General features: G+C 35.1%; 20 protein-coding genes. 12 read left to right on the top strand and 8 right to left on the bottom strand.

Annotated elements, in window-relative coordinates:
• The first annotated feature begins 57 nt into the window (after positions 1-57).
• Both SCA31_RS10130 and fmt read left to right on the top strand, forming a co-directional pair.
• The gene (locus SCA31_RS10130; protein ID WP_410696862.1) at positions 58-1,965 is read left to right on the top strand and encodes an ATP-dependent DNA helicase RecQ; all 1,908 of its coding nucleotides are present in this window, start codon (positions 58-60) and stop codon (positions 1,963-1,965) included.
• 133 nt (positions 1,966-2,098) lie between these two features.
• Positions 2,099-3,049 carry a methionyl-tRNA formyltransferase gene (gene fmt, locus SCA31_RS10125; protein ID WP_410696860.1) on the top strand — a complete coding sequence of 317 codons (951 nt, stop codon included), beginning with the start codon at positions 2,099-2,101 and terminating at the stop codon, positions 3,047-3,049.
• 115 nt (positions 3,050-3,164) lie between these two features.
• Here the strand turns inward: fmt and SCA31_RS10120 are convergent, their stop codons facing one another.
• From SCA31_RS10120 to SCA31_RS10110, 3 genes are all read right to left on the bottom strand, one after another.
• Positions 3,165-3,746 carry a Crp/Fnr family transcriptional regulator gene (locus tag SCA31_RS10120; protein WP_410696858.1) on the bottom strand — a complete coding sequence of 194 codons (582 nt, stop codon included), beginning with the start codon at positions 3,744-3,746 and terminating at the stop codon, positions 3,165-3,167.
• A gap of 102 nt (positions 3,747-3,848) precedes the next feature.
• Complete coding sequence (gene ribB, locus SCA31_RS10115) at positions 3,849-4,970, bottom strand: 3,4-dihydroxy-2-butanone-4-phosphate synthase (RefSeq protein WP_129038162.1); 1,122 nt, start codon at positions 4,968-4,970, stop codon at positions 3,849-3,851.
• Positions 4,971-5,037: 67 nt separating this feature from the next.
• Positions 5,038-6,042, bottom strand: a complete 1,005-nt coding sequence (locus tag SCA31_RS10110; RefSeq protein ID WP_410696856.1) for an LLM class flavin-dependent oxidoreductase — start codon at positions 6,040-6,042, stop codon at positions 5,038-5,040.
• 285 nt (positions 6,043-6,327) lie between these two features.
• On the opposite strand from SCA31_RS10110, the gene SCA31_RS10105 reads away from it, so the two are divergent.
• The 5 genes from SCA31_RS10105 (at position 6,328) to SCA31_RS10085 (ending at position 9,392) form a co-directional block, all read left to right on the top strand.
• The gene (locus SCA31_RS10105) at positions 6,328-6,807 is read left to right on the top strand and encodes a hypothetical protein (RefSeq protein ID WP_410696855.1); all 480 of its coding nucleotides are present in this window, start codon (positions 6,328-6,330) and stop codon (positions 6,805-6,807) included.
• 44 nt (positions 6,808-6,851) lie between these two features.
• Complete coding sequence (locus tag SCA31_RS10100; protein ID WP_410696854.1) at positions 6,852-7,280, top strand: hypothetical protein; 429 nt, start codon at positions 6,852-6,854, stop codon at positions 7,278-7,280.
• Between the two features lie 111 nt (positions 7,281-7,391).
• The gene (locus SCA31_RS10095; RefSeq protein ID WP_410696852.1) at positions 7,392-7,844 is read left to right on the top strand and encodes a mannose-1-phosphate guanylyltransferase; all 453 of its coding nucleotides are present in this window, start codon (positions 7,392-7,394) and stop codon (positions 7,842-7,844) included.
• A gap of 10 nt (positions 7,845-7,854) precedes the next feature.
• Positions 7,855-8,292: a hypothetical protein gene (locus SCA31_RS10090; RefSeq protein ID WP_410696850.1), complete on the top strand. Its 438-nt coding sequence runs from the start codon at positions 7,855-7,857 to the stop codon at positions 8,290-8,292.
• A 251-nt stretch (positions 8,293-8,543) separates the two neighbouring features.
• A complete protein-coding gene (locus SCA31_RS10085; RefSeq protein ID WP_410696849.1) occupies positions 8,544-9,392 on the top strand; it encodes a M12 family metallopeptidase in 849 nt (282 codons plus the stop codon).
• 38 nt (positions 9,393-9,430) lie between these two features.
• On the opposite strand, the gene SCA31_RS10080 is transcribed toward SCA31_RS10085, so the two are convergent.
• Entirely contained in the window at positions 9,431-11,557 is a 2,127-nt protein-coding gene (locus SCA31_RS10080) for a helix-turn-helix domain-containing protein (protein ID WP_410696848.1), read from the bottom strand.
• An 82-nt stretch (positions 11,558-11,639) separates the two neighbouring features.
• On the opposite strand from SCA31_RS10080, the gene SCA31_RS10075 reads away from it, so the two are divergent.
• Entirely contained in the window at positions 11,640-12,092 is a 453-nt protein-coding gene (locus SCA31_RS10075; protein ID WP_410696846.1) for a hypothetical protein, read from the top strand.
• Positions 12,093-12,216: 124 nt separating this feature from the next.
• Here SCA31_RS10075 and SCA31_RS10070 read toward each other — a convergent pair whose 3' ends face one another.
• Complete coding sequence (locus tag SCA31_RS10070; protein WP_106914726.1) at positions 12,217-12,753, bottom strand: gamma carbonic anhydrase family protein; 537 nt, start codon at positions 12,751-12,753, stop codon at positions 12,217-12,219.
• Between the two features lie 167 nt (positions 12,754-12,920).
• On the opposite strand from SCA31_RS10070, the gene SCA31_RS10065 reads away from it, so the two are divergent.
• From SCA31_RS10065 to hemH, 3 genes are read left to right on the top strand one after another with little or no spacing between them, the layout of a single operon-like run.
• The gene (locus SCA31_RS10065; protein WP_410696845.1) at positions 12,921-13,799 is read left to right on the top strand and encodes a NifU family protein; all 879 of its coding nucleotides are present in this window, start codon (positions 12,921-12,923) and stop codon (positions 13,797-13,799) included.
• Between the two features lie 10 nt (positions 13,800-13,809).
• Entirely contained in the window at positions 13,810-14,337 is a 528-nt protein-coding gene (locus SCA31_RS10060) for an NADPH-dependent FMN reductase (protein ID WP_410696844.1), read from the top strand.
• Positions 14,338-14,352: 15 nt separating this feature from the next.
• The gene (gene hemH, locus SCA31_RS10055; protein ID WP_410696843.1) at positions 14,353-15,387 is read left to right on the top strand and encodes a ferrochelatase; all 1,035 of its coding nucleotides are present in this window, start codon (positions 14,353-14,355) and stop codon (positions 15,385-15,387) included.
• Between the two features lie 71 nt (positions 15,388-15,458).
• Here the strand turns inward: hemH and SCA31_RS10050 are convergent, their stop codons facing one another.
• Both SCA31_RS10050 and SCA31_RS10045 read right to left on the bottom strand, forming a co-directional pair.
• Positions 15,459-17,414: a M4 family metallopeptidase gene (locus SCA31_RS10050; RefSeq protein WP_410696841.1), complete on the bottom strand. Its 1,956-nt coding sequence runs from the start codon at positions 17,412-17,414 to the stop codon at positions 15,459-15,461.
• Between the two features lie 336 nt (positions 17,415-17,750).
• Positions 17,751-18,965 carry a DUF5103 domain-containing protein gene (locus tag SCA31_RS10045; protein ID WP_410696840.1) on the bottom strand — a complete coding sequence of 405 codons (1,215 nt, stop codon included), beginning with the start codon at positions 18,963-18,965 and terminating at the stop codon, positions 17,751-17,753.
• Positions 18,966-19,036: 71 nt separating this feature from the next.
• Here SCA31_RS10045 and SCA31_RS10040 point away from each other — a divergent pair, with 71 nt between their 5' ends.
• Complete coding sequence (locus SCA31_RS10040; protein ID WP_410696839.1) at positions 19,037-19,675, top strand: MBL fold metallo-hydrolase; 639 nt, start codon at positions 19,037-19,039, stop codon at positions 19,673-19,675.
• A 152-nt stretch (positions 19,676-19,827) separates the two neighbouring features.
• Here SCA31_RS10040 and SCA31_RS10035 read toward each other — a convergent pair whose 3' ends face one another.
• Positions 19,828-22,269 carry a TonB-dependent receptor gene (locus SCA31_RS10035; RefSeq protein ID WP_410696838.1) on the bottom strand — a complete coding sequence of 814 codons (2,442 nt, stop codon included), beginning with the start codon at positions 22,267-22,269 and terminating at the stop codon, positions 19,828-19,830.
• Positions 22,270-22,273: the final 4 nt, after the last annotated feature.

Below are 22,273 nucleotides of genomic sequence, written 5' to 3'. Positions count from 1 at the left end.
CAAAAGTCACGCATTGCGTGGCTTTTTTTGTCATAATTCTTTCCTTATTTTTACACCATGATTTCTTCACAGGATTTTCAAAAGCTAAAATATGATACTCTTAAGTATTTCTGGGGCTATACTGGTTTCAGAGATTCTCAGGAAGAGATTATCAATGCTGTTATTAATGAAAAAGATACTCTGGTACTTCTCCCTACAGGTGCCGGGAAATCATTATGTTATCAGCTTCCGGCTTTACTTAAGGAAGGAACCTGCTTGGTTATTTCCCCTTTGCTGGCATTAATGAAAGACCAGGTGAATCAGCTTAAGTTTAGAGGTATAGAAGCAGAATATTTATCCTCAGAACTTGACGAATATGATGCGGAAACCATTTATAATCGTTGTAAAGAGGGGCTTACAAAGCTTTTATATGTTTCTCCTGAAAGATTAACCAATACTCAGTTTCTTCAAAATATGGAGGAAATTGAATTATCATTCATTGCAGTAGATGAAGCTCACTGTATTTCAGAATGGGGGCAGGATTTTCGTCCAAGCTATCAAAACATTAAAGGATTCAGAAGTAATAATCCTGAGATCCCCTGTCTGGCTCTGACAGCAACGGCAACCCCAAAGGTTCTGAAAGAAATTAAAAGCAAACTTGAACTTAGAAATCCGGCTGTCTTTCAAAAGAGTTTTAAAAGAGATAATATCAAAATCTTTACAGAAGAAGTTTCTGATAAGTTTCAGCGTGTGCTTGATATTTTAAAGTATAATAACGATTCTGGAATTGTATATGTAAGAACGAGAAAAGAAGCAGAACTCTTAGCAGAATTCCTGAAAAAAAATCACTTGAAAAATGTTGATTATTTTCATGCAGGTTTAACAACAAAGGAGAAAAACACAAAGCAAAATACCTGGAATAATAGTGACAACCAAGTCCTTATTTCAACCAATGCCTTTGGAATGGGTATTGACAAGGATAATGTACGATTTGTTCTTCATTACTCTCCTGCTCCATCGTTGGAAAATTTTTATCAGGAGATCGGGAGATCAGGACGAGATGGAAAGGAAAGTTTCGCATTCATGCTTTGGAATAAACAGGAGCTTTTGAACTTTGATCAGATCCTAAAAAACCAGATTCCCAATAAGGCAGAATTTTTAAAGATCATTAGCTACCTCTACTCTATTTTTCAGGTAGCAGAATTTGAGTTACCCGAAAAAACATTCCAACTGAATACTGTTGGAATACAAAACTTCACAAGATTATCCAAAGCAAAGATCAACAATATTCTCAACTTCCTGCACAATCAGGAAATCATTTATTATAATGCCAACAAAAGCTTATCATCTCTGGAACTTTTCATCAAGTCAGATGAAATAGATCAATTGCCTCAAAAAGACGCTTATTTCATAGAGCTTCTTCTCCGTGCCATGTCCGGAATTACAACGCACAAGGTATTGTTTAGTGAACAACAGGTAAGCAATAAGATTGGAGTGAGTGTGCCACTCATCAAAGAACGTTTGAAAGAGCTTCAGCAAAAAAATTATCTGGAATATATAGATGGAGCATTATCCAGTATAAAGTTTTTAAAACCTCGTGATGAAAGGGTTATCCATAATGCCTATTGGAAACTTTTTGAACATATTCAAAGAAACAAAATCCAGAAATGGGAAGAAATGAAGTTTTATGTAGAAGACAATGATTATTGTAAAATGAAACTCATTCTTGCCTATTTTGGTGAAAAAAATTCAAAAAACTGTGGGCATTGTTCCGTCTGCGAAAAAAATAAACAATCTATTTTCGGGAAAAATATCTCTCAGCAGATCATCAACCTATTGGCCAAGAAATCTTCAACCATAGAAGAACTTTCTGTACAGCTAAGCTACCATTCCAAGGAAAGTATTTTGGAAAGCCTGATCTTTCTACTGGATTCCGGAAAGGTAAGAATGCTTAATTTCAGAACGTATGCACTGAATCATGGGTAATGTTGTATTGTAAAATTTTAAAAATTCAATTCCTCTCCAACCCTTCTGCTCGTTCATTGAAACTACACCTTCGTTCAGCATTTCAAATGCTTCCCTCCTATTCAATTTTCAACTAAAAACTTATCTTTGTAGTATGAAATCATTGAAAGTCGTTTTTTTAGGAACTCCTGAGTTTGCAAAAACTTCATTGGAGGCTATTCATCAATCTCACCATAACGTGGTAGGTGTTGTAACTGTAGCTGATAAAGCAAGTGGCCGTGGGCAAAAGATTAACCAATCACCGGTAAAAGTCTATGCTGCAGAAAATAATATCCCTGTTTTTCAACCTGAAAAATTAAGAAATCCTGAATTCCTGGAAGAACTGAGAAAACTCGATGCAGATGTTTTTGTAGTGGTAGCTTTCAGAATGATGCCTAAAGTCCTTTTTGAAATGCCGAAAATGGGGACATTCAACCTTCATGCATCTTTATTGCCTGATTACAGAGGGGCTGCACCTATCAACTATGCAGTGATTAACGGTGAAGTAAAAACCGGAGCAACAACTTTTTTCATTAATGAAAAAATTGATGAAGGAAATATTCTTCTTCAGAACGAACTCGAGGTCCTACTTGATGAAAACGCTGGAAGTCTTCACGACAGATTGATGGAAATGGGTTCAAAATTAGTGGTAAAAACGTTGGATGGATTAGCCGAAAATACGATTGAAGAAAGACCTCAACCAGAGGTAGAGCATCCAAAAAATGCCTATAAAATCTTTAAAGAAGACACCAAAATCAATTGGAATGCACCATCAAAAACAGTACATCAGTTTATCCTTGGAATGTCACCTTACCCAGCTGCCTTCACTACTTTAAAAATTGGAGAGGAGGAAAAAGGATTAAAAATATTCGGGGGTACATTTGAAATTTCAAACCATGGAAAACCTTCAGGGACCTTAGAGATTTCAAAGAACGAATTTAAAATCTATACAGAAGACGGAATTTATTATCCACAGGAACTTCAATTAGAAGGTAAAAAAAGAATGAGTGTGAAAGATTTTCTGAACGGCTTCAGAAATTTTGATGAAATTACTCTTAAGGATTAAATATACCTTTACTTAAACTGTAAAGTCACGAACATTTTCAAACACTTTAGTTATGGTAAGGGACAAGCTTTGACGTATTAAAGTACACTTACCATAACTAAGGTATTATTTTAAATCATTTTTTATTGACTATTTTTCTCCGAATTCTGCTTATAAATTCAGGCGTAACCCCCAAATAAGCTGCAATCTGGATATTGGTAAGACGATGGGCGGTTTCTGAGTAATCTTTTAAAAATTCAGTGTAACGTTCCTCTGAGGATTTACTTAAGTTATCAATAATTCGTCGTTGCAGTGCTATAATCGACATCTGGAACTTAAGCCTCATTAATCTTTCTATTTCTGGCATTTCCTGATATAATTTTTCTTTATCTTTCTTTGAAATAAGAAGAATTTCACTATCCTCAAGAGCCTGAATATTCAGTTTAGATGGAATACCGTTGATAAAGCTATCAATGTCTGAAATCCACCAGTTCTCAATACCAAAGTATAATATCTGTTCAGAAGCATTTCGATCAGTATGAAAAACCTTGAAGCATCCGTTCAGTACAAATCCTTCGAATTCACAAATATCACCTTCCTTTAAAAGGAAATCTTTCTTCTTAATTTTTCTAAGAATAAAGGCATTACTATATTTTTCCAGCTTTTCGTCTGAAATGTCAACATATTCTCGGATATGTTTTTTTAAAGACTCCGTCATGGTTTAAAAATAAAAAAAGGTTTAGAAAAATCCTAAACCTTTTATTCTATATTATAAACAATCAGTTACAGTGAACTCCATTCACAACTCATCATTTACGTATTATAATTGTACCAACTCAGTAACCTCTACATCATATCCTCCAACCTGAGGCTTGATATTAGGATTTTGAGTGATTACTTTAAACTTATTAATTCCTAAATTCTTTAGAATCTGCGTTCCAATACCATAATCTCTATAGTTATACGCCAAAGTTGGATGCTGCTCCTGCCCATCCTGATAGTTCAGGAACTGCTGAAGTTTTCTTAATGTATTTTCAGAATTTGAAACGTTGTTGATGAAGATAATTGCTCCTTTACCCGCTTCGTTCACCATACCGGTTACTTTTTCTAATAAAGGTTTTTCACCGTTATTCAATCTTGTTAATACATCGAAATAAGAATCTGATGACTGAACTCTTACCAAAACCGGCTCATCTACAGTCCATGCTCCTTTTGTCAATGCAAAGTGGATCTGATCGTTAGAAGTCTCTCTGAATGCATAAAAATCAAAATCACCGTAGTGGGTCTTTACTTTTTTCTCTTCAAGTCTTTCAACAAGGTTTCCTTTTTTAAGCTGATAATGAATCAAATCTTCAATAGAAACAATCTTCATATCGTGCTTTTGAGCAAAAGCGTGAAGCTCAGGTAAACGGGACATTGTTCCGTCTTCATTCATGATCTCACAGATCACCCCTCCTTCTTTTAATCCTGCTAAATGCGTAAGGTCAATGGCAGCCTCTGTATGTCCTGCTCTTTTTAATACTCCTCCTTTTCTAGCACGAAGCGGAAAAATGTGGCCCGGTCTCATAAAATCTGTAGGCTTGGACTTCTCATCCATCAAAGCTAATATCGTTTTTGCTCTGTCACCTGCAGAGATACCTGTGGAAGTACCGTTACCCAGCAGGTCAACAGATACCGTAAAAGCAGTTTCCTTAGGATCACTACTTCTGCTCACCATCACCTCAAGTCCTAGTTCATCACATCTTTTTTCAGGAAGCGGCATACAAATTAGCCCTCTTCCGTGAAGTGCCATAAAGTTGATAATTTCAGGTGTTGTCAGTTCTGCTGCGCAAAGAAAATCTCCTTCATTCTCTCTGTCTTCATCATCTACTACTATGATTATTTTACCATTTTTAAGGTCTTCAATAGCCTCTGGAATAGTATTTAATTTAATATCAGACATTTTTACTTTTTATTTTTGCAAAGATACTCATAAAAATAAGCATCTGCCAATTAATATGAATGGTTTATTACGCTTTGAATAAAGAGTTCACAGCTTCTCTGAAAATCTCGTAGGATCTTAATCTTTTCTGATGATCATAAATATGTGAATTGATCATGAGCTCATCTACATTGAATTTTTCCTGAAAATTCTTAAGCTTTTCCTGAACTTCCGACTGATCTCCGATAAAGGTATATCTCAACTTTTGTAAAACCATAGATTTTTCCATTGGCGACCAGATTTCATCCATATCATCTACAGGCGGCGCAAAAGGTTTTCTGTCATTTCTTACAATATTGATAAATGCCTGGAATAAAGTCGTGGAAATTCGATGTGCTTCTTCCGAAGTCTCGGCTGCTACTCCGTTTACACAGGCAATGACATAAGGTTGAGCCAGATATTTTGACGGTTGAAAGTGTTCTCTATAAATTTTAAAAGCCATTTCCATCTGTTCCGGAGCAAAATGCCCTGCAAACGCATATGGCAGACCAAGCTCAGCTGCCAGCCAGGCACTATCCGTACTCGATCCCAGAATATAAATAGGAATATCTAATCCCTCTCCAGGAATAGCACGAACCATTGCATCAGAATTTTCCTTGGAAAAATATCTCTGAAGTTCCAGAATCTGTCTTGGAAACTGTTCATTAATGATCGCAGGATTTCTCCCCAGTGCCTGCGCTGTTAAACCATCAGTTCCTGGCGCTCTTCCTACCCCAAGATCAATTCTTCCTGGGAAAAGAGACTCCAGGGTACCAAATTGTTCGGCAATAATCAGGGAGCTGTGATTCGGAAGCATTATTCCTCCTGAACCAACTCTTATTTTTTGTGTTCCATTGGCAATAAAACCAATTAAAACGGAGGTTGCAGAACTGGCAATGCTTTCCATATTGTGGTGTTCAGCCAGCCAAAATCTTTTATAGTCTAAGTTTTCGGCGTGATTGGCTAGGGACAAGCTGTCCTGAAAAGTATCATGAATGCTCTTATCTTGCTTTACTGGTGCAAGATCTAAAACAGAAATTTCAAAATTTTTCATATCGAAAGGCTAATTTTCTAAAGGTGAAATGAAATCACCTTCGTTGATTTCATAATTCTAAATTGGATTCTTAAAAAACCAAACAAATTTAAAACATAAAAACTGCATTAGTTACTTTTTGTAATTGATAGGATTGATTGCTTAGTTCAGGGAAAAACTATTGAAATTCAATTTTTATTTAAACCATTTTACTTATACAATTTTAAACTTAATTTTTTTAATTCATTTTGTATATTTGGAGTCTATAGAAAAAATCAAAAAGCGTCAAATCAATTGAAGAAAATCATGACAAATTCAGAATCCAGAATTGATTTTATCATGATAGAACCTGAGTCTTCAATTGATAACAGAAAAATAATTCACAATAAGAATATAGGAAAGAATAAAATTAAACTGACAAAATCTCAATATGAAGAAACCTCTATTCTATGGAGACTGTCCCGATTTCTGAAAATGGAAGAATATATCGGGATTGATTTTCAGTATAGGTCCTCAAGCCCTCAATTGACTAATGGATTATCATATGAGCCCATTCTTTCCTTACTAAATTCTAAGGCTATATTTGAAGATTATCAACCGAAAGAAAATGATTCTTTATTGATATGGATAGAGTATAAATATGCTGAAATCAATAAAAAGACCCGACCTTATATTGGGAGTTATATATCTTTTATCTATTCCCATGAATGGACATTGAATAATGGATTTGATTCTGTTTATTGTGATTATGAAACCTTATGTGAGGGAGAAATAAAAATTTCCTAACCATTATCTTTATTATATTTGAAAAACTAATAGTATATAAACTTATGAAAGAAGAAGTAAAATTCAAAAGAAGAATATTTAACATAGATAATCACCCTTTTGAGTTATGGATCAACACAAGTGTAATGGATGACCCGAATAAAGGAGACTTTAGCTGGTGTTGGCGTGTTGAGCTGCAAAAATTTGATGATGTTGAAAATGATGAATCCAATCTTCAGCAATTAATGATTGAAATTGTCCAGAGAATAATGGCTATTTCTAAGATTAAAGTCACAGCAATTACTCTTCACAAAAATCGATACGAAATCATCTTTTATGCAAAAGAAGAGGATTTAAAAAATATAGCGGGAGAATTTATTGAACTTCCTAATGAAATTGAAGACAGAGAAAAGAGATTTATTGGATATCATTCAAAAAGAGATCAAAACTGGGAAAATGTAAAACTCTATTTTGAGGCAATGACTAGAAAATAATTGTGATTTTCTTTTTAATGAACAATCACTCAAGAATTATTTTTCATCTAGTTATTACCATTTTTAGATTAAAAAACGAATTTGGATCAATTTCATATTAAATTTCAGACCATGAAAACAAAAATAATATATATTGAGAATAAATCCTATGGACATAGTGGACCAGCTTGGATTGGTTTCGTAGAATTTTCAAAATCAGGACAAACAGTTTATTTTAATGACAAAGCTCTTAAGAAACTTAAAAATCCAGGAATTAATGCAAATCATTTTGATATAGAAACAGGTGAAGAATACTGGGTTTCTGGTGTAAAGAAAAATGGAAAAGATAGACATTGGTGTGGTGGTAGCGGAAAAATTATGCTTGATAAAAACTCAATAGACGAGTATCTGAAATTGATAGACTTCAATATCATTGATGAACGACATTTTGAGATCATCGAATTCGCCAAAACAGACAAGAAACGTTTCAACCACATTGAAAATGAAGAGATTGAGCGCAGACACTATAGCCTTAGAGCCAGCTATATGGATAATAACCAAAGAAAACTGGTCTTGGATCGTTAAAATTTTTAAAATGAAAAACATTTATTTATTCCTCATTTCATTTCTCTTGATAAGCTGTTCTTTTAATCAGACTTTTTCCAATAGAGAATCTGATAAAAAAGAAGCAGAGAAAATACCACAAAAGTTTTATTGGGAATTCAGATATGGAAGCAATTACGATAAAATTCATGACCTATTTAGTGAGAAATTTTTTGAAGTCACCAGTAAAGAAAAGCTTAATGAAATAAACACCGTTACTCAAAACGATTTTGGAACCATTGAAGACTATAATTTAGTAAAATGGGAAACCTTTGTGATGACAGGAACTAATCCGAGAAGTGAATATGTTTTAACCTATGATGTTAAAAGAAGTATCGGAAAAACACAAGAAACCTTTTCTATGCGAAAAGAAAATGGAACCATTAAAATTGTAGGATATAGAGTTAATCATGACTTATTAGACAAATAAAAAGAAAAAGAGATTTTGGCCACTGTCAAAATCTCTTTTTTATTACTTATTCTTCTCCTCTTATATTATCCATTAAAGTAATGCACAATAAGGAGATTCTTTATTATTCCATATTTTACTTTTAGCACATAAGAAATTAATAATCATTAAAAAGCATAATATTTTAACACATATAATTCATTAATAAGAGAAATAAATTATTATATTAGTATTAGAAATTCAAACAAACACACCATTTTAAAAATATTAATATGAACAAACAACTTAATGATTTATTTTCTCCGAAGATGTTAACTAAAAGAACAATCTTCATGAGTTTTATTGTTGCAGCCACTTTGGTATCTTGTAGTAAAAATAATGAAGAGATAGCTACAGAAGCACAAACAACGGCTTCCAATATGGAAAATGTTATAAAGGGCCAATTGAATGGTCAGGAGATTAGTTATGAGAAAAAAAATGGAATGAATTTCTTTCAGGGAGATATCGTTCTTACGGACCAGCAATTAACAGAGGGAGGTTCATCCAATAAAGGCGGAGCCAGTTTCTCAAGATGGCCGGGAGGTAAAGTTTATTACACTGTTGCTAGCAATATGGGTTCTATCAACGTAAATAAAATCAATACGGCTGTGAGTGAGTATAACTCCAAAACAAATACCCAATGGATTCCTCGTACCAATCAGAGTAATTATGTAGAATTTATTTTCGGAAGTTCATCCGGAGCAGATGGATGGGCACATATCGGCTATCAGGGCGGAAAGCAGACGGTTTCTTTGGATCAATACATTTCTGTAGGATCAGTCATTCATGAAATGGGACATACAGTGGGACTTTATCATGAACATTCCCGTAAAGACAGAGATCAGTATCTTAGTATTCAGTGGAACAATATTCAGGATGGGCAGGCTTATAATTTCAACATTTACAATTCAGGAACAGATATAGGTCCTTTTAATATTAATTCAGTGATGATGTATTGGCCAAATTCTTATTCTAAAAATGGACAACCCACCATTAAAAGAGCCAATAATACTACCTTTACCTATAATAGAACCGGATTTACAACCGGAGATATCAATACGATCAATACGATGTATCCATAATATTTAATATCAAAGGCTTAAAGCAGGAAAAGAATTCTTTACGAATTCTTTTCCTTTTTATAATTATAATGATTGATCAAAATTCTGATCTCATTAAACTCAAAATTGCTTGGCAATGCATTCTTCCACTCAGTTAAGGTTTCGTGTGGATTTTTGTAAAATTCTGCTTCAAAAGCCTTGATTTTATCAGAAACAATTACTCTTGAAATGTCCAGTAATCCCTGTTCTGCAAACTTGGCAAGATGCCCGATTACGGTTTCTTTTACCAATCCTCTTTCCAAAGCAATTTCTCCAATGGTTTTACCTTGTTCAAATAACTGGAAAGTTAAAACCTGTGACGGAACTTTAGCTATTTTCAGACTGACTTCTTTATCGTTCTTTTCATCCAAAAGCTTTGTGTCAAGAAGATGAATTTCTTTCAGACTATTCAGGTATTCTTCAATATCCTCAAGCCAGCCTTTAAATTCTTCGTTGTACTGTTTCAAGCCTTTTGCACCCTTTATTTCAGCATAAAACTCTTTCAATGGATCAAAGATTTTATTTCTGGTTTCAGTAAAAAAGAAATTAACCGCTCCTTTCGACTTACTTTCAATCTCCGACCATTCTTCTTTTTGTTCAATGAAATTATTAACTTTCTGAAAAATCACCCGTTCCAACTTTTCAAAGATTTTCCCAAGATTAGTTGCTTCATGTTTCAATTGAAGATACAATTGATTGGTCTTTACATGATCTATATTTTTAGTCACAATGGAAAGTTTGTTCCAATCCTCAACTTCTTTTAAAAACCATTGGCAATCCACGGTACGAAGTACTTTTCTGATGCTGTAATCATATTTTTCCTGATTCAAAATAGATTCTACATGATCATTCGCCACCGTATCCGTATGGAAATGCAAAATTCTATTATCCTTGAAGATCACTTCAGGAGTAATTTTTGATTTTAAAACAATCCCTTCCAGTGTTCTGCAACGTGATAAGGCAACGTAAACCTGACCCGCGGTAAAACTTTTTCCAGCGTCAATAATTACTTTATCAAATGTTAATCCTTGGCTTTTATGAATGGTAACTGCCCAGGCTAATTTAATAGGAAACTGTTCAAAGCTTCCCAAAACTTCTTCTTTGATGGTTTTATCCGTATCAAGAAAATATTTTTTCTGTTCCCAGGTTTCTCTTTTTACAGTAATCTCTCTTTCACTTTCATCCAGAACTACACGGATTTCATTTTCATCAAGGCCGATAATTTCACCCAATTTACCATTGAAATATTTCTTTTCTCCGGAAATATCATTTCTGATGAACATCACCTGAGCACCAATTTTTAATTCTAAAAACTGTTCATTGGGAAACTGATTTTCCTTAAAGTCTCCTACCAATTTTGCTTCGTAGGTTTGAGTATCAACTTTTATTTCCGTTAATTTTTCCTGATTGATCTCATCTGCCATTTTATTGTGTGAACACAGATAAACATAGGATTCTTTCCCCATATCAAAATCAGGATCATACCTTTTGTTCAGATGATCAAAATCTATACTGCCTACATCACCATCACGAATGGCATTCAAAATCTCCAAAAAATCCTCATCAGACTGCCTGTACACTTTCGTAAGTTCGATAGTAACAATAGGGATATCCTTGATGGCATGGCTATCGAAAAAGAATGGCGAATTGTAATACATTTTCAGAATATGCTCATCTCTCACCACCGGCGGAAGCTGAAACAAATCCCCGATGAATAACATTTGTACCCCGCCAAATCGTTGATTGTTTCTTCTGATAAATCGTAAGGAAAAATCCATCATATCCAGCACATCAGCCCTCAGCATGGAAACCTCATCTATGATAATAATCTCAACTTCTCTTAAAAGTTTAAGCTTATCCTTTCGGTATTTGAAATGAGGCATCAGATCAGCAATATTATTAGCCAAACTGGTATCTATCCTTTCCGTTGTAGGCAAAAAGGTTCTCAATGGCAATCCAAACATGGAGTGAATGGTCACCCCTCCTGCATTAATTGCAGCAATCCCTGTAGGAGCAATTACAATATGCTTCTTCTTGGTTCGTCTTACAAAATCATTAAGAAACGTTGTTTTCCCCGTTCCCGCTTTCCCGGTAAGGAAAACACTTCTATTGGTATACTCTATTAAGTCAAAAAAATGATTGTTCATCGTTGTCAAAAATACGGAAATGAATTTGAATTTCTTACCTTGGCATAAGTTTTGAAAATTCTTAAAAAGAAAAAAGTCTATTGTGAAAAAATTTTTACTCTACATTCCGGCAGTAGTATTCTGTACTACACTAACTCTGGTTTCCTGTAATTCGTCTAAGAATCTTAATACCAATCTTCCTGTAGATATTGCAAACCGACCGGCTGATGAAGACAGTCAAAAATATGATCAGGCCCAACTGGATAGGTTAAAAGCCTCCATTGAATCTGAAGCTACAGGAGAAAAATGTACAGATGCCAGTGAATGGACATTTGCTCCGATGGGAGTAAAAGCCTGCGGCGGGCCTCAGCAATACATTGCCTATTCCAAAAAAATAGAGTCCAGTATTCTACCAAGGATCAATGAATATACAGATAAAGTAAGGATTTTTAATGAAAAATATAATATTACCTCTGACTGTATGGTGATTACCCCTCCCATTTCTCTGAAGTGCATCCACGGAAAAGTAAGGCTTATCACTCCAGAAAATAATTAAAAAAAAGCAAAGGTTCTATAATCAAATCAACAAAAATTCCGGTCCTAGGACCGGAATTTTTACTTATTTATGAAAGATAAAAGACAAAGATTTAACGTCTAAACTTTGAATCTTAAACCCTACTCTACAATTCATAATCTTTTACATTCTCTTTATACCAAGACGAATATTTTACATAATTATCTGCAATTCTATTTACTTCTCCCTCCAGTAACTGAGCATTGATATCCTTAATTTTTTTTGCAGGAACACCACCCCAAACTTCTCCAGACTTAATGTGTGTTCCCTGTGTTACTACTGAGCCGGCCCCTACAATTGAATTTTCTTCAACCAGACAATCATCCATAACAATAGCTCCCATTCCAATCAATACATTATCATGGATAGTACATCCATGAACAATTGCATTGTGTCCAATGGAAACATTATTTCCTATATTCAAAGGATATTTCTGATAGGTACAGTGCAGCATTGCATTATCCTGAACATTCACCTTATTTCCCATTTTAATATAATGAACATCTCCTCGAATCACAGCATTGTACCAAACGCTACAATCTTTTCCCATTGTAACATCTCCGATAATAGTAGCCGTTTCAGCTAAAAAAGTGTTCTCTCCGATCTGTGGGCTTTTCCCTAAAAGTTCTTTTATTAGTGCCATAGTTTTAATTTGAAAATTTGAAAATAAGTCTGTCTGAAAATTATGATTTACTACCTTCTAATTTTTAGTATCTAACTTCTAAATTAAAGCGATAGCAAAAATCTAACTCTCAATTTTCAGCTTCTGACTTCTAATGCGTATTTTTGTATCTCAAATTTAACGAAAAAATGCGTACCGTACTTATAGAACCAACCGAAAACCCAAAAGTGATGAAATTTGTAGCAGATTACAACTTGATTCCCGGGTCTTTGGAATTAGATAGAACTTCAGATGTCTCAGAAATTCCTTTGGCACAAGAGCTTTTCAATTATCCGTTTGTAGAAAGAATTTTCATTACGGCTAATTTTGTAGCAGTGGCCAAGCAGGACACCATAGAATGGGAGCATGTAGCTGAAAGCCTGAAAAATGTAATTGAAGATGAATTATTGGCTAATCCTAGGCTTTATCTTCAGAAGAAAAAAGAAATGTATCAGATCTATTCAGAAATGACACCTAATCCAAATGTAATGAAGTTTGTTTCCAGTAAACTGCTTATGGAGGGATTTGTAGAGGTAAAATCAAGAGAAGCAGCAACCGAAGTTCCTTTGGCAGCAGCTATCTTCAATGAGTTTGATTTTGCAACAGAGGTTTTTATTTCAGACAACTTTGTGGCAGTTACTAAAAATCATTCTGTGGAATGGCATGAAGTAATGAGTACTGTTCGTGCTCTTATCTCTGATTATCTTCAAAATGGGGGTGAAATTTCTAATATTGAACCTCAGAAACATGAAAATCCTGTTGAGAAGATCATCAACAGAGATTATACGGATGATGAGCAGAAAATTTCTGATATCTTAAATGAATATGTGGCACCTGCTGTGGAAAATGATGGTGGAAAAATTTCTTTAATGGAATATGATGAATCCACCAAGACTGCAAAAATGCTTTTACAGGGAGCATGTTCAGGATGTCCTAGTTCTACCGCTACTTTGAAGAACGGTATTGAGAACATCCTAAAACAATTTGTTCCGGAACTTGTAGAAAGAGTGGAAGCTGTAAACGGATAACACGTACTTCATGATCTCTCCAAAGAAAATTCTGGTAATTGTTGGAAGTGCTACCCACAGCTCCAGCAATCAGAAATTGATGGAACAGGTATTGGAACAGAATCCCAATATTAATTTCCAGATGTATGATGATCTTTCCATTCTTCCTCATTTTGACACATCATTAACTGATGTTGATACACCAGAGGAAGTAGTAAAGATCAGGGAAAGCATTAATCATTCGGCAGGAGTTATCTTTTCTACTCCGGAATATATTTTCAGTATTCCGAGCAGAGTAAAGAACTTATTGGAATGGTGTGTTTCCACCAATGTTTTCTCGGATAAACCTGTGGCTTTTATTACAGGTTCTGCGAGTGGTGAAAAAGGTCATGAAGAATTATTATTGCTTTTAAAAACTCTTGGAGCAAAAACTAATGATAAACATCAGCTTTTGATAAAGGGGATAAAAGGTAAGTTTAGTAATGATGGCAAGGTTGAAAGTAATACCTTTGCTAAGGTATCAAAATTAGTAACAGATTTCAACGATTCTGTTTCATAATTAAAATTAAAAACATTGAATAAAAAAGGAATTTTACTGGTCAATCTTGGCTCTCCGAGATCTACTGAGGTAAACGATGTAAAAGAATATCTTGACGAATTTTTAATGGATGAAAGAGTTATCGATTACCGTTGGATTTTTCGTGCTCTTCTTGTTCAGGGTGTGATCCTTAAAACAAGACCTGCCAAGTCTGCTGAAGCCTATAAAACGGTATGGACAGATGAGGGTTCACCATTGATCGTTATTACTGAAAAGATTCAGAAAAAACTTCAGAAATTGGTAGATGTTCCCGTGGAAATTGGAATGAGGTATGCAGAACCAAGCATCGAAACCGGAATTCAAAAACTGGTGGATCAGGGTATTTCTGAAATTGTTCTTTTTCCTTTGTATCCTCAATATGCAATGAGTACCACAGAAACTGTTATCGAAAAAGCAGAGGAAGTAAGAAAGAAAAAATTCCCAAAGGTGAAAATCAATTATATTCAGCCTTTTTACAATAGGGATATTTATATTAATTGTCTTGCAGAAAGTATTAAGGAAAAGCTTCCTGAAAACTTTGACGCCCTTCAGTTTTCTTACCATGGAGTTCCTGAAAGACATCTTTACAAAACAGATCTTTCTAACACCTGCAAAATTGATGATGCCAATTGTATCAACAGCCAGGTAGATACTCACAATGCCTATTGCTACAGACATCAATGTTATAAAACCACGGAAGCTGTGATCGCCAAAATGGGACTTCCAAAAGAGAAAACCATTGTTTCTTTCCAGTCAAGATTAGGAAAAGATAAATGGATTGAACCTTATACAGATGAAACTCTGGAAACCATTCCTAAAAAAGGAGTGAAAAATCTGGCTATTGTTTGTCCTGCTTTCGTTTCAGATTGTCTTGAGACCCTGGAGGAAATTTCTGTGGAAGGAAAAGAACAGTTCATGCATGGCGGTGGAGAAACCTTCCAATATATTCCCTGCTTAAATGATGAAGACCGATGGATAGAAGTAGTAAAGACACTTTGCGAAGAAAAACTGAATGATTTTTATTTGGTATAATTCATTCAACCAATATATACAAAAAGGCCGCAGAATATTTCTGCGGCCTTTTCTTTGGAATATATTAAAATTTATTTTTTGATTAGATTTCCTGCAGTCTGTCCGTTCACTGTTACAATGTAAACCCCAGGAAGCATATTGGTTGGAAGTTGAATATTGATTTTATTAGCTCCATCAGTAAGGATCACTTTTTCAGAGATCTCTTTTTTCCCTGTTAAGCTTACCAATTCTACGGTTCCCTTACCAGCTTTTCCGTCAAATGCAACCGTAAATCTGTCTGTTGCCGGATTTGGGCTAATGGTATAAGGTGATTCTTTGGCTGCCGTTGCCACCAATCCTGACGGAGAAGTACCACCGCCAACACCTACTGCATTCCATGCATTGGTAACCTGTGTTACTTCATTACTACCGGCTCCATATAGATCTGTCGCTGACTGAAGAGAATAAGTTCTTGCATTAGCATAAGTAGAGGTGGAAGTAAGATAAGTAGTTAAAGTTCTGTAAGCAATTGCTCCTGCTTTATCTAACCCGATTCCGGAAACATTGTAGGCAAAACCTTTATCATTGGTTCCTGTACCTCCTGTTACCAATAAGTAGTACCAGAAATTAAGAACTCCTGAGTTGGTATGAACTCCACAATAATCATTGGATTGGCTAGGGCTGGCACATCCCGACGTAGTAGTCGGTTTCCAGTAGGTTCCCATATAGGTATCCGGTTGACTGTAAGCATTAGGATTCGCCATATTTCTGATCACATAACTAAAGTCTTCTCCCAATGTCCAGCTTGCCTGGCTTGGTCTTGCCCATTTCTCTATTGTATTTCCGAAAATATCTGAAAAACCTTCATTCAAAGCTCCTGGCTCTCTCTGATAAACAAGGTTAGCTGTTTTGGAGGTCATTCCATGGGTAATTTCATGACCGCAAACATCCAGAGCTGTTAAAGGCTTACCTCCATTGGTAGAAGAACTTCCGTCACCGTAAGTCATTCTGGATCCGTCCCAAAAAGCATTAAAATAATTGGTTGAATAATGCACATATGATTTTATAGCAAAGTTGTTGTTATCAATACTCTTTCTGCCAAATTTTGTATAGAAATAATCCAATGTCATTTCTGCTCCCCAATGGGCATCGGTAGCATATTGATCTTTATTGGTATTCACATTGTTCCAAACATTGTCTGTATCTGTAAAATCTACTGCAGCGGAATAGCTAGTTCCCTTTTTCAAATTATAGGTCTCTACAGAGGTCCCTCCGTTTCTACCGGTTTCTCTCAGTCTGTAACTTCCATTATAAGAATCAGCAACAATACTTCTGCTTCCACTGTAGCCTGTAGTAGCTGTTCCAGGCGTATTTACATCATGAATAATGGCATCTACTCCTAAGACCTTACCATTCTTGGCATCTACAAAAACATATTGTCTGCTTAATGGTTGTTCTGCATAAATATCAAACTTATAGGCTAGTTTAAGCTCTTTTAAGCTTTCATCTGTAGGCTCTGAATAATATACAATTTCAGCTTTAGGAGCAAAACTTGCCTTATCATCACCAGATTCTTTTTTAATAAAATCTTCTTCTTCTTTATTTTGCCATTTGTATTTATCTGCTCCCACAAATGATAGTGCACTTTGCAATGCAGTACTTTCAGAAATATTGGATTTCTTCTCTATTCCCTGTGGAACATCAAGAATCCATTTTCCGGACTCTCCTACAATTTTGCCATCCTTAGTTTGTACAGCCATCGTTCCGTATTCTACAGGAATTCCGTTGACTGTCTGTTGAAATCTGTGGGTTTCAAAACCCAAACCATCTTTTTCTAATCCAATCTTACGGGATTCTCCGGAAGAAAGTCGTTGAGAAGTTTCATTAAATAAAACCGGACTTCCTTGAAAGGTTGGCCCATTTTTTTCAAATCTCATAAACTCTGCATGTAGTCCGCTTTTACCAGGAACTACTTTTGATGGTGTGTTTTGTCCATAAGCAAAAGAGCAAGCCGCAATACTTGCTGCTAGGATAAATTTTGTTTTCATAATAATATTTGGTTTGATGTGAAAACGAATTTATAAATTTTTCACAACAAAATGATATATAATTTAATCAAAATTCAATAGAAAATATAAATCATTAAACAAAACACAATGATGATTTTAAAAAGAAGAGAAATAATTAAACATAATTTTATTATTATTTATATTTTTAATTAATTAATTTAATAAAAATCATCTTTTTGTGAATTATTTTTTTTCGTTATGCAAAACATTAAATTGGAAATAATTCTACCAATCAATTATTATGTAAAAAAAATAATGGCTATCTCAAGTGAGACAGCCAAAAATATTTTATAGAGTTAGTTTAATTTAAAAAAATTATTTTCTAATTGGAGTTCTGAATTCTCCATATCCTATCAAACCATCGTAATTTCTTCCAAAAGGAGCATAATATAAAAATGCCTGATAGAGATTTTCCGTCTGCCAGAAATTACCGTTTACTTCACCAAAGTCCAATGGCCCATTACCTTGTTTCGTTGCTAAAATATAATTATAAAAACCTTGTTTCATGAAAATCTTAGCCACATATTGTTTACCTGCTGCATCATATTGCATCTGGTTTTCTTTACCAGCCTGAAAATTATTGAATCCACCAAGAACATAAATTTCCTTATCCACTGGTTCAGATTCAAGATAAAAGTATACCCATGAGTAATCAGCCTCCCTTTCTGCATCTCTTTCTCTTCCCAAATCATTTCTTCTGTAATACCAGGCTCCATTTACATCGGGCTGATACTGATAGTTTAAAGGAAATGCCCATACAGGGTGCAAATAGGTATAATTACCATCCTCCTTTACCTCCACTGCACGAACCATATCTGCAGCAATAGTCATGTTTTTATTATCAAAATAATAGAACTCATTGTCTCCCGGAAAGGTAAGGTTCATTTGCTGGAAAAGCATTTGATTTCCTAAAACCGTACTTGGTTTCTGATTAGAAATAACCATATTCGGATTGTTATTCTGCATCACATTTAAGGATATGGAATTAACATTGGAAGAAAGATCTCCTCCTTTTGGTGAAGCCTTTACTTCTACCCTCTGGTTCAGATTAGGATTCTTTGCATCTGCAATCCTTGAAACATTTACTCCTACAGACGCAATGTCTTCCACCAGATAAAATCTTCTTTTGAAAAGAGGCTTATCTGCTGAATCCTTATATACAATCAGCTCAAAATTTCCCGATACTTTTGGTTGTATCTTATCATTCGGAAACGTTAACTTATAATGAGTATAGGCTTGTAATGTATTGAAAGAATACTGAAATTTATCCAGAAGTGCATTCATGCTTCCATTGGCAAACTCTGTAAAGAAAAGATTGTCATCATTCCAATTTCTGTCGTAATGTTTAATGGTATATCTATAGATTTCGCTTCCATTGGTAAGGTCATCAAAGCTCAAAACCAGTTGTTCACCGAACTTTATTACCGGAGTTTCATCATTTGTCTGAGGGTTGAATAACTGGATACTTTGGATATTTTGTCCGTAAACCAGTCCCCCCAGGGAGAGTAAAAGTATTCGCAAAGTTTTCATTATGACGAAGATAACGAAAAATAGCCATTTTCTTAATAATATCGTATTTTTGAATAAAAAAAATTCAGATTATGCTTCAGATTCAAGGTTTCGTATTCAACTTTGCCAGCGAAAATACATATATCATCTATAACGAAAACAAGAACGCCTGGTTAATTGATCCGGGAAACATGAATGTTCAGGAAACTCAGGCTATTGATGGCTTTATCAAAGAAAAGGGGCTGAACATTCAGAAAATTCTTTTGACCCATGCTCATATTGATCATGTTTTAGGGCTTCAGTGGGCATTTGATACTTTTAAAGTGCCTGTATATATGCATCAGGAAGATCAGGAGGTTCTGGATATGCTTCAAGCCAGCGGAGTGAGATTCGGTTTCTCTGTAGATCCTGTAAAAGTGGATGTTAATTATGTTAAAGAAGATGACGAATTGGATCTTGATGGTGAAAAGTTTAAGATTTATCATGTTCCTGGACATTCTCCGGGAAGTGTTGTTTATCACAACGAAAACCAGAAATTCATGATTTCCGGTGATGTACTTTTTGAAGGAAGTATTGGTAGAACGGATCTTTACAAAGGAAACTATGAACAATTAATTGAAGGAATCAGGACGAAACTTTTCATTTTAGATCCTGAAACACAGGTCTTCTCGGGCCATGGAAATCCTACCTCAATAGGTTTTGAGAAACAATATAATCCGTTTTTAAAATAGCAAACAAAATTTAAAGGTTGGGAGAATATGATGTTTTCCTTTCGCTGACTTTGCAGATAAAGCCTATTTCATTTTTTTGAGATATGCAAACAACAAATAGAAACCGTCAGAATGTATTTTCCTGACGGTTTCGTATTATAAAGAAATAGAGTTTAGAAATCTAAAGTAATGGAAGCTCTGGCAGCCGCCCCCATGATGGGTCTTGCCATGATGATTCCATCACCATTTGGCGACCCTGCTCTCGGGTCTCCTTCTGTAATACCAATTGTGTTAAAGATATTGGTACCATCTACTGCGAAACGTATTTTTCCCAGCTGATAGGACATTCCTGCTCCAAATTCTGTGAAAGAAGGTAAGGTTTGTACATTCAATTCATCCTGGAAACGTTTTCCATAATAATTCATACTTACATAGGCTCTCCATGATTTTGTAATGTTAACAGCCGGTGAAATATTAAAATAAAACTTCGGCATTCTTCTTACCACATTTCCTTCAAGAAGACTTCCCGCTTCGAGATTTTTATATTTTGGACTCTGAATGGTCCCATTAAATGTAACTTCCAAAATATTATTGAATAAACGGGTATACCCTTCAAATTCAACTCCATAGTTTTCAGTATTAGCGAAGGTATTTTCAGATTTTCCATCAGAGAAAATGTCAGTAAACGACAGGTTTTTCAATGTAGAATAGAAAGGAATGACTGCTATATCAAATGTACGCGAATAATATTTATATCCTACTTCCAACTGATTGGTCGTTACAGACTTTAAAGGCTTATCACGCGTCGGATTGGAAAAATAATTATAGTAAGCTTCTTCATTCGGAGATCTGAAGCCATTAGAAAAACGGGCATATACCGCATTTTCTCTGTTGATTTTATAATTTGCAGCTACCGTGAAAGATACTTTATCAATATTATAATTCCAGTATGTATATTTATTTCCCAATACACTCATATTATCATCAGCAGTTGTCGTTCTGAAACCGTGAACTCCATCTGTTGTGAGCCCTGAGCTATTTAAATTAGAAGTTGTTGTATTGGCAAAATTCCCTTTATAATAATCATGGCTGTAACGAAGACCTCCATTCACACTTAAAGCATCGGTAATGTTATAATCCAGGTTTACATACAGGTCATTCAAACTTCCCTGTGTCTGAGTTCTTCTTTGTAAGAATGTCATATCTATCACCCCATTATAGGTTTTAGAATACCCATCATCTGAAGGATGAATAGAAGGATTTATCAGATTTAAAAGCTCTGGTCTATCCGTAGCAGTCGCAAGAACATTACTCCAGTTCCAATACTGTTGAGATTTCCAGTTGGATTTATAAAAACCTGCTGTAACATTTCCTTTGTCAAATTTATAATTGAACTGTAGATCATTTACAAAGTTATTCATCTGCTTGTCAATCGCCCAGAATCCAAGTTTTTGTACAAACGCAGGATCAACAACCGCTCCGGTACTCACCAATGAATACTGATAATTAGCCATTCCCATTCCTCCTTTATCTAAAGGTTTTGTAGCAAAATCTGCTCCTGTTTTTGGCCCTCCCGCTGGAAAAATCCCCGTATAGTTCATATCAATATTTGTATAACGGGTTTTATTTAAAACGCTGAAATTATTTCCAAGATCATATTTAAACTCAGCACCTAATACATCTACTTTCGGATGAATTCCGTCTTCCAGATTTCTATTGAAAAATCCACCTCCGGCCTGTGGAATATTCAGCTGACTGATTGCTCTGTAGCTATAGGTTCCATAGTTAGGATCAAACCCTTGGAATCCTTTCAGTTTATTTCCGTTTTGAGTTAGTGGAATCGGAAGGAAGAATGTATTTCTGTCATCCAGTTTTTTGTAATATACTTTTACATATCCTTTATCAAATACATATTTCAGGTTCATTCTGATTTGTCCACCATTATTGGCTTTGAAACCTGTTTTTCTTATTCCGTCATCTGTTCTGTAAAAACCTCCAACATTGAAAAATAATTTATCTTTCACCAAAGCTCCTCCCACATTAATATCAGTACGCATCAAACCATAGGTACTTGTTTCCAGTTTTGCAGTACCCCTGAAGTCATTGGTACCTTCTCTGGTAATAAAATTGATAAGACCTCCAGGTGAATTGGTGGCAAAAATGGATCCGGAACCTCCTCTCAAAGCTTCCATACGACTCACTGTATTATCTACACGGAAAAAATTATCTGCATTGGCAAACTGAAGGGCTCCATCCTCAAAAACAGGAAGACCATCTTCCTGCACCTGCACAAACTCATAGGCTCCTGCAGATGGAATTCCTCTTGCAAAAAGATTATTCCCAACTTCACCTCCCGATGTTTCCACGGCAAATCCCGGAACTCTCTGTAACAAGGCAGCTGCACTGATTGGATTTTGCTTTTGAATTTCCTTGGCACTGAAGGTTGAAATAGCAGTACTGGATTCTATTTTTTTCTTAGGATTGGAGTTACCCGTAATGACAATCTGATCGATAGAGGAAACCTTTGCAGAATCTTGCGGAGTTTCCTGAGCATAAGCGTTATTAAAATATAATGTAGCTGTTGCGGCGATTAAAAAGATTGATTTTTTTTTCATAGCC

Source organism: Chryseobacterium sp. SIMBA_028, from assembly GCF_046535285.1.
Lineage (GTDB): Bacteria > Bacteroidota > Bacteroidia > Flavobacteriales > Weeksellaceae > Chryseobacterium.
Note: the sequence above shows the minus strand (reverse complement) of the source record. Positions and strands in the feature narration are given on the sequence as shown.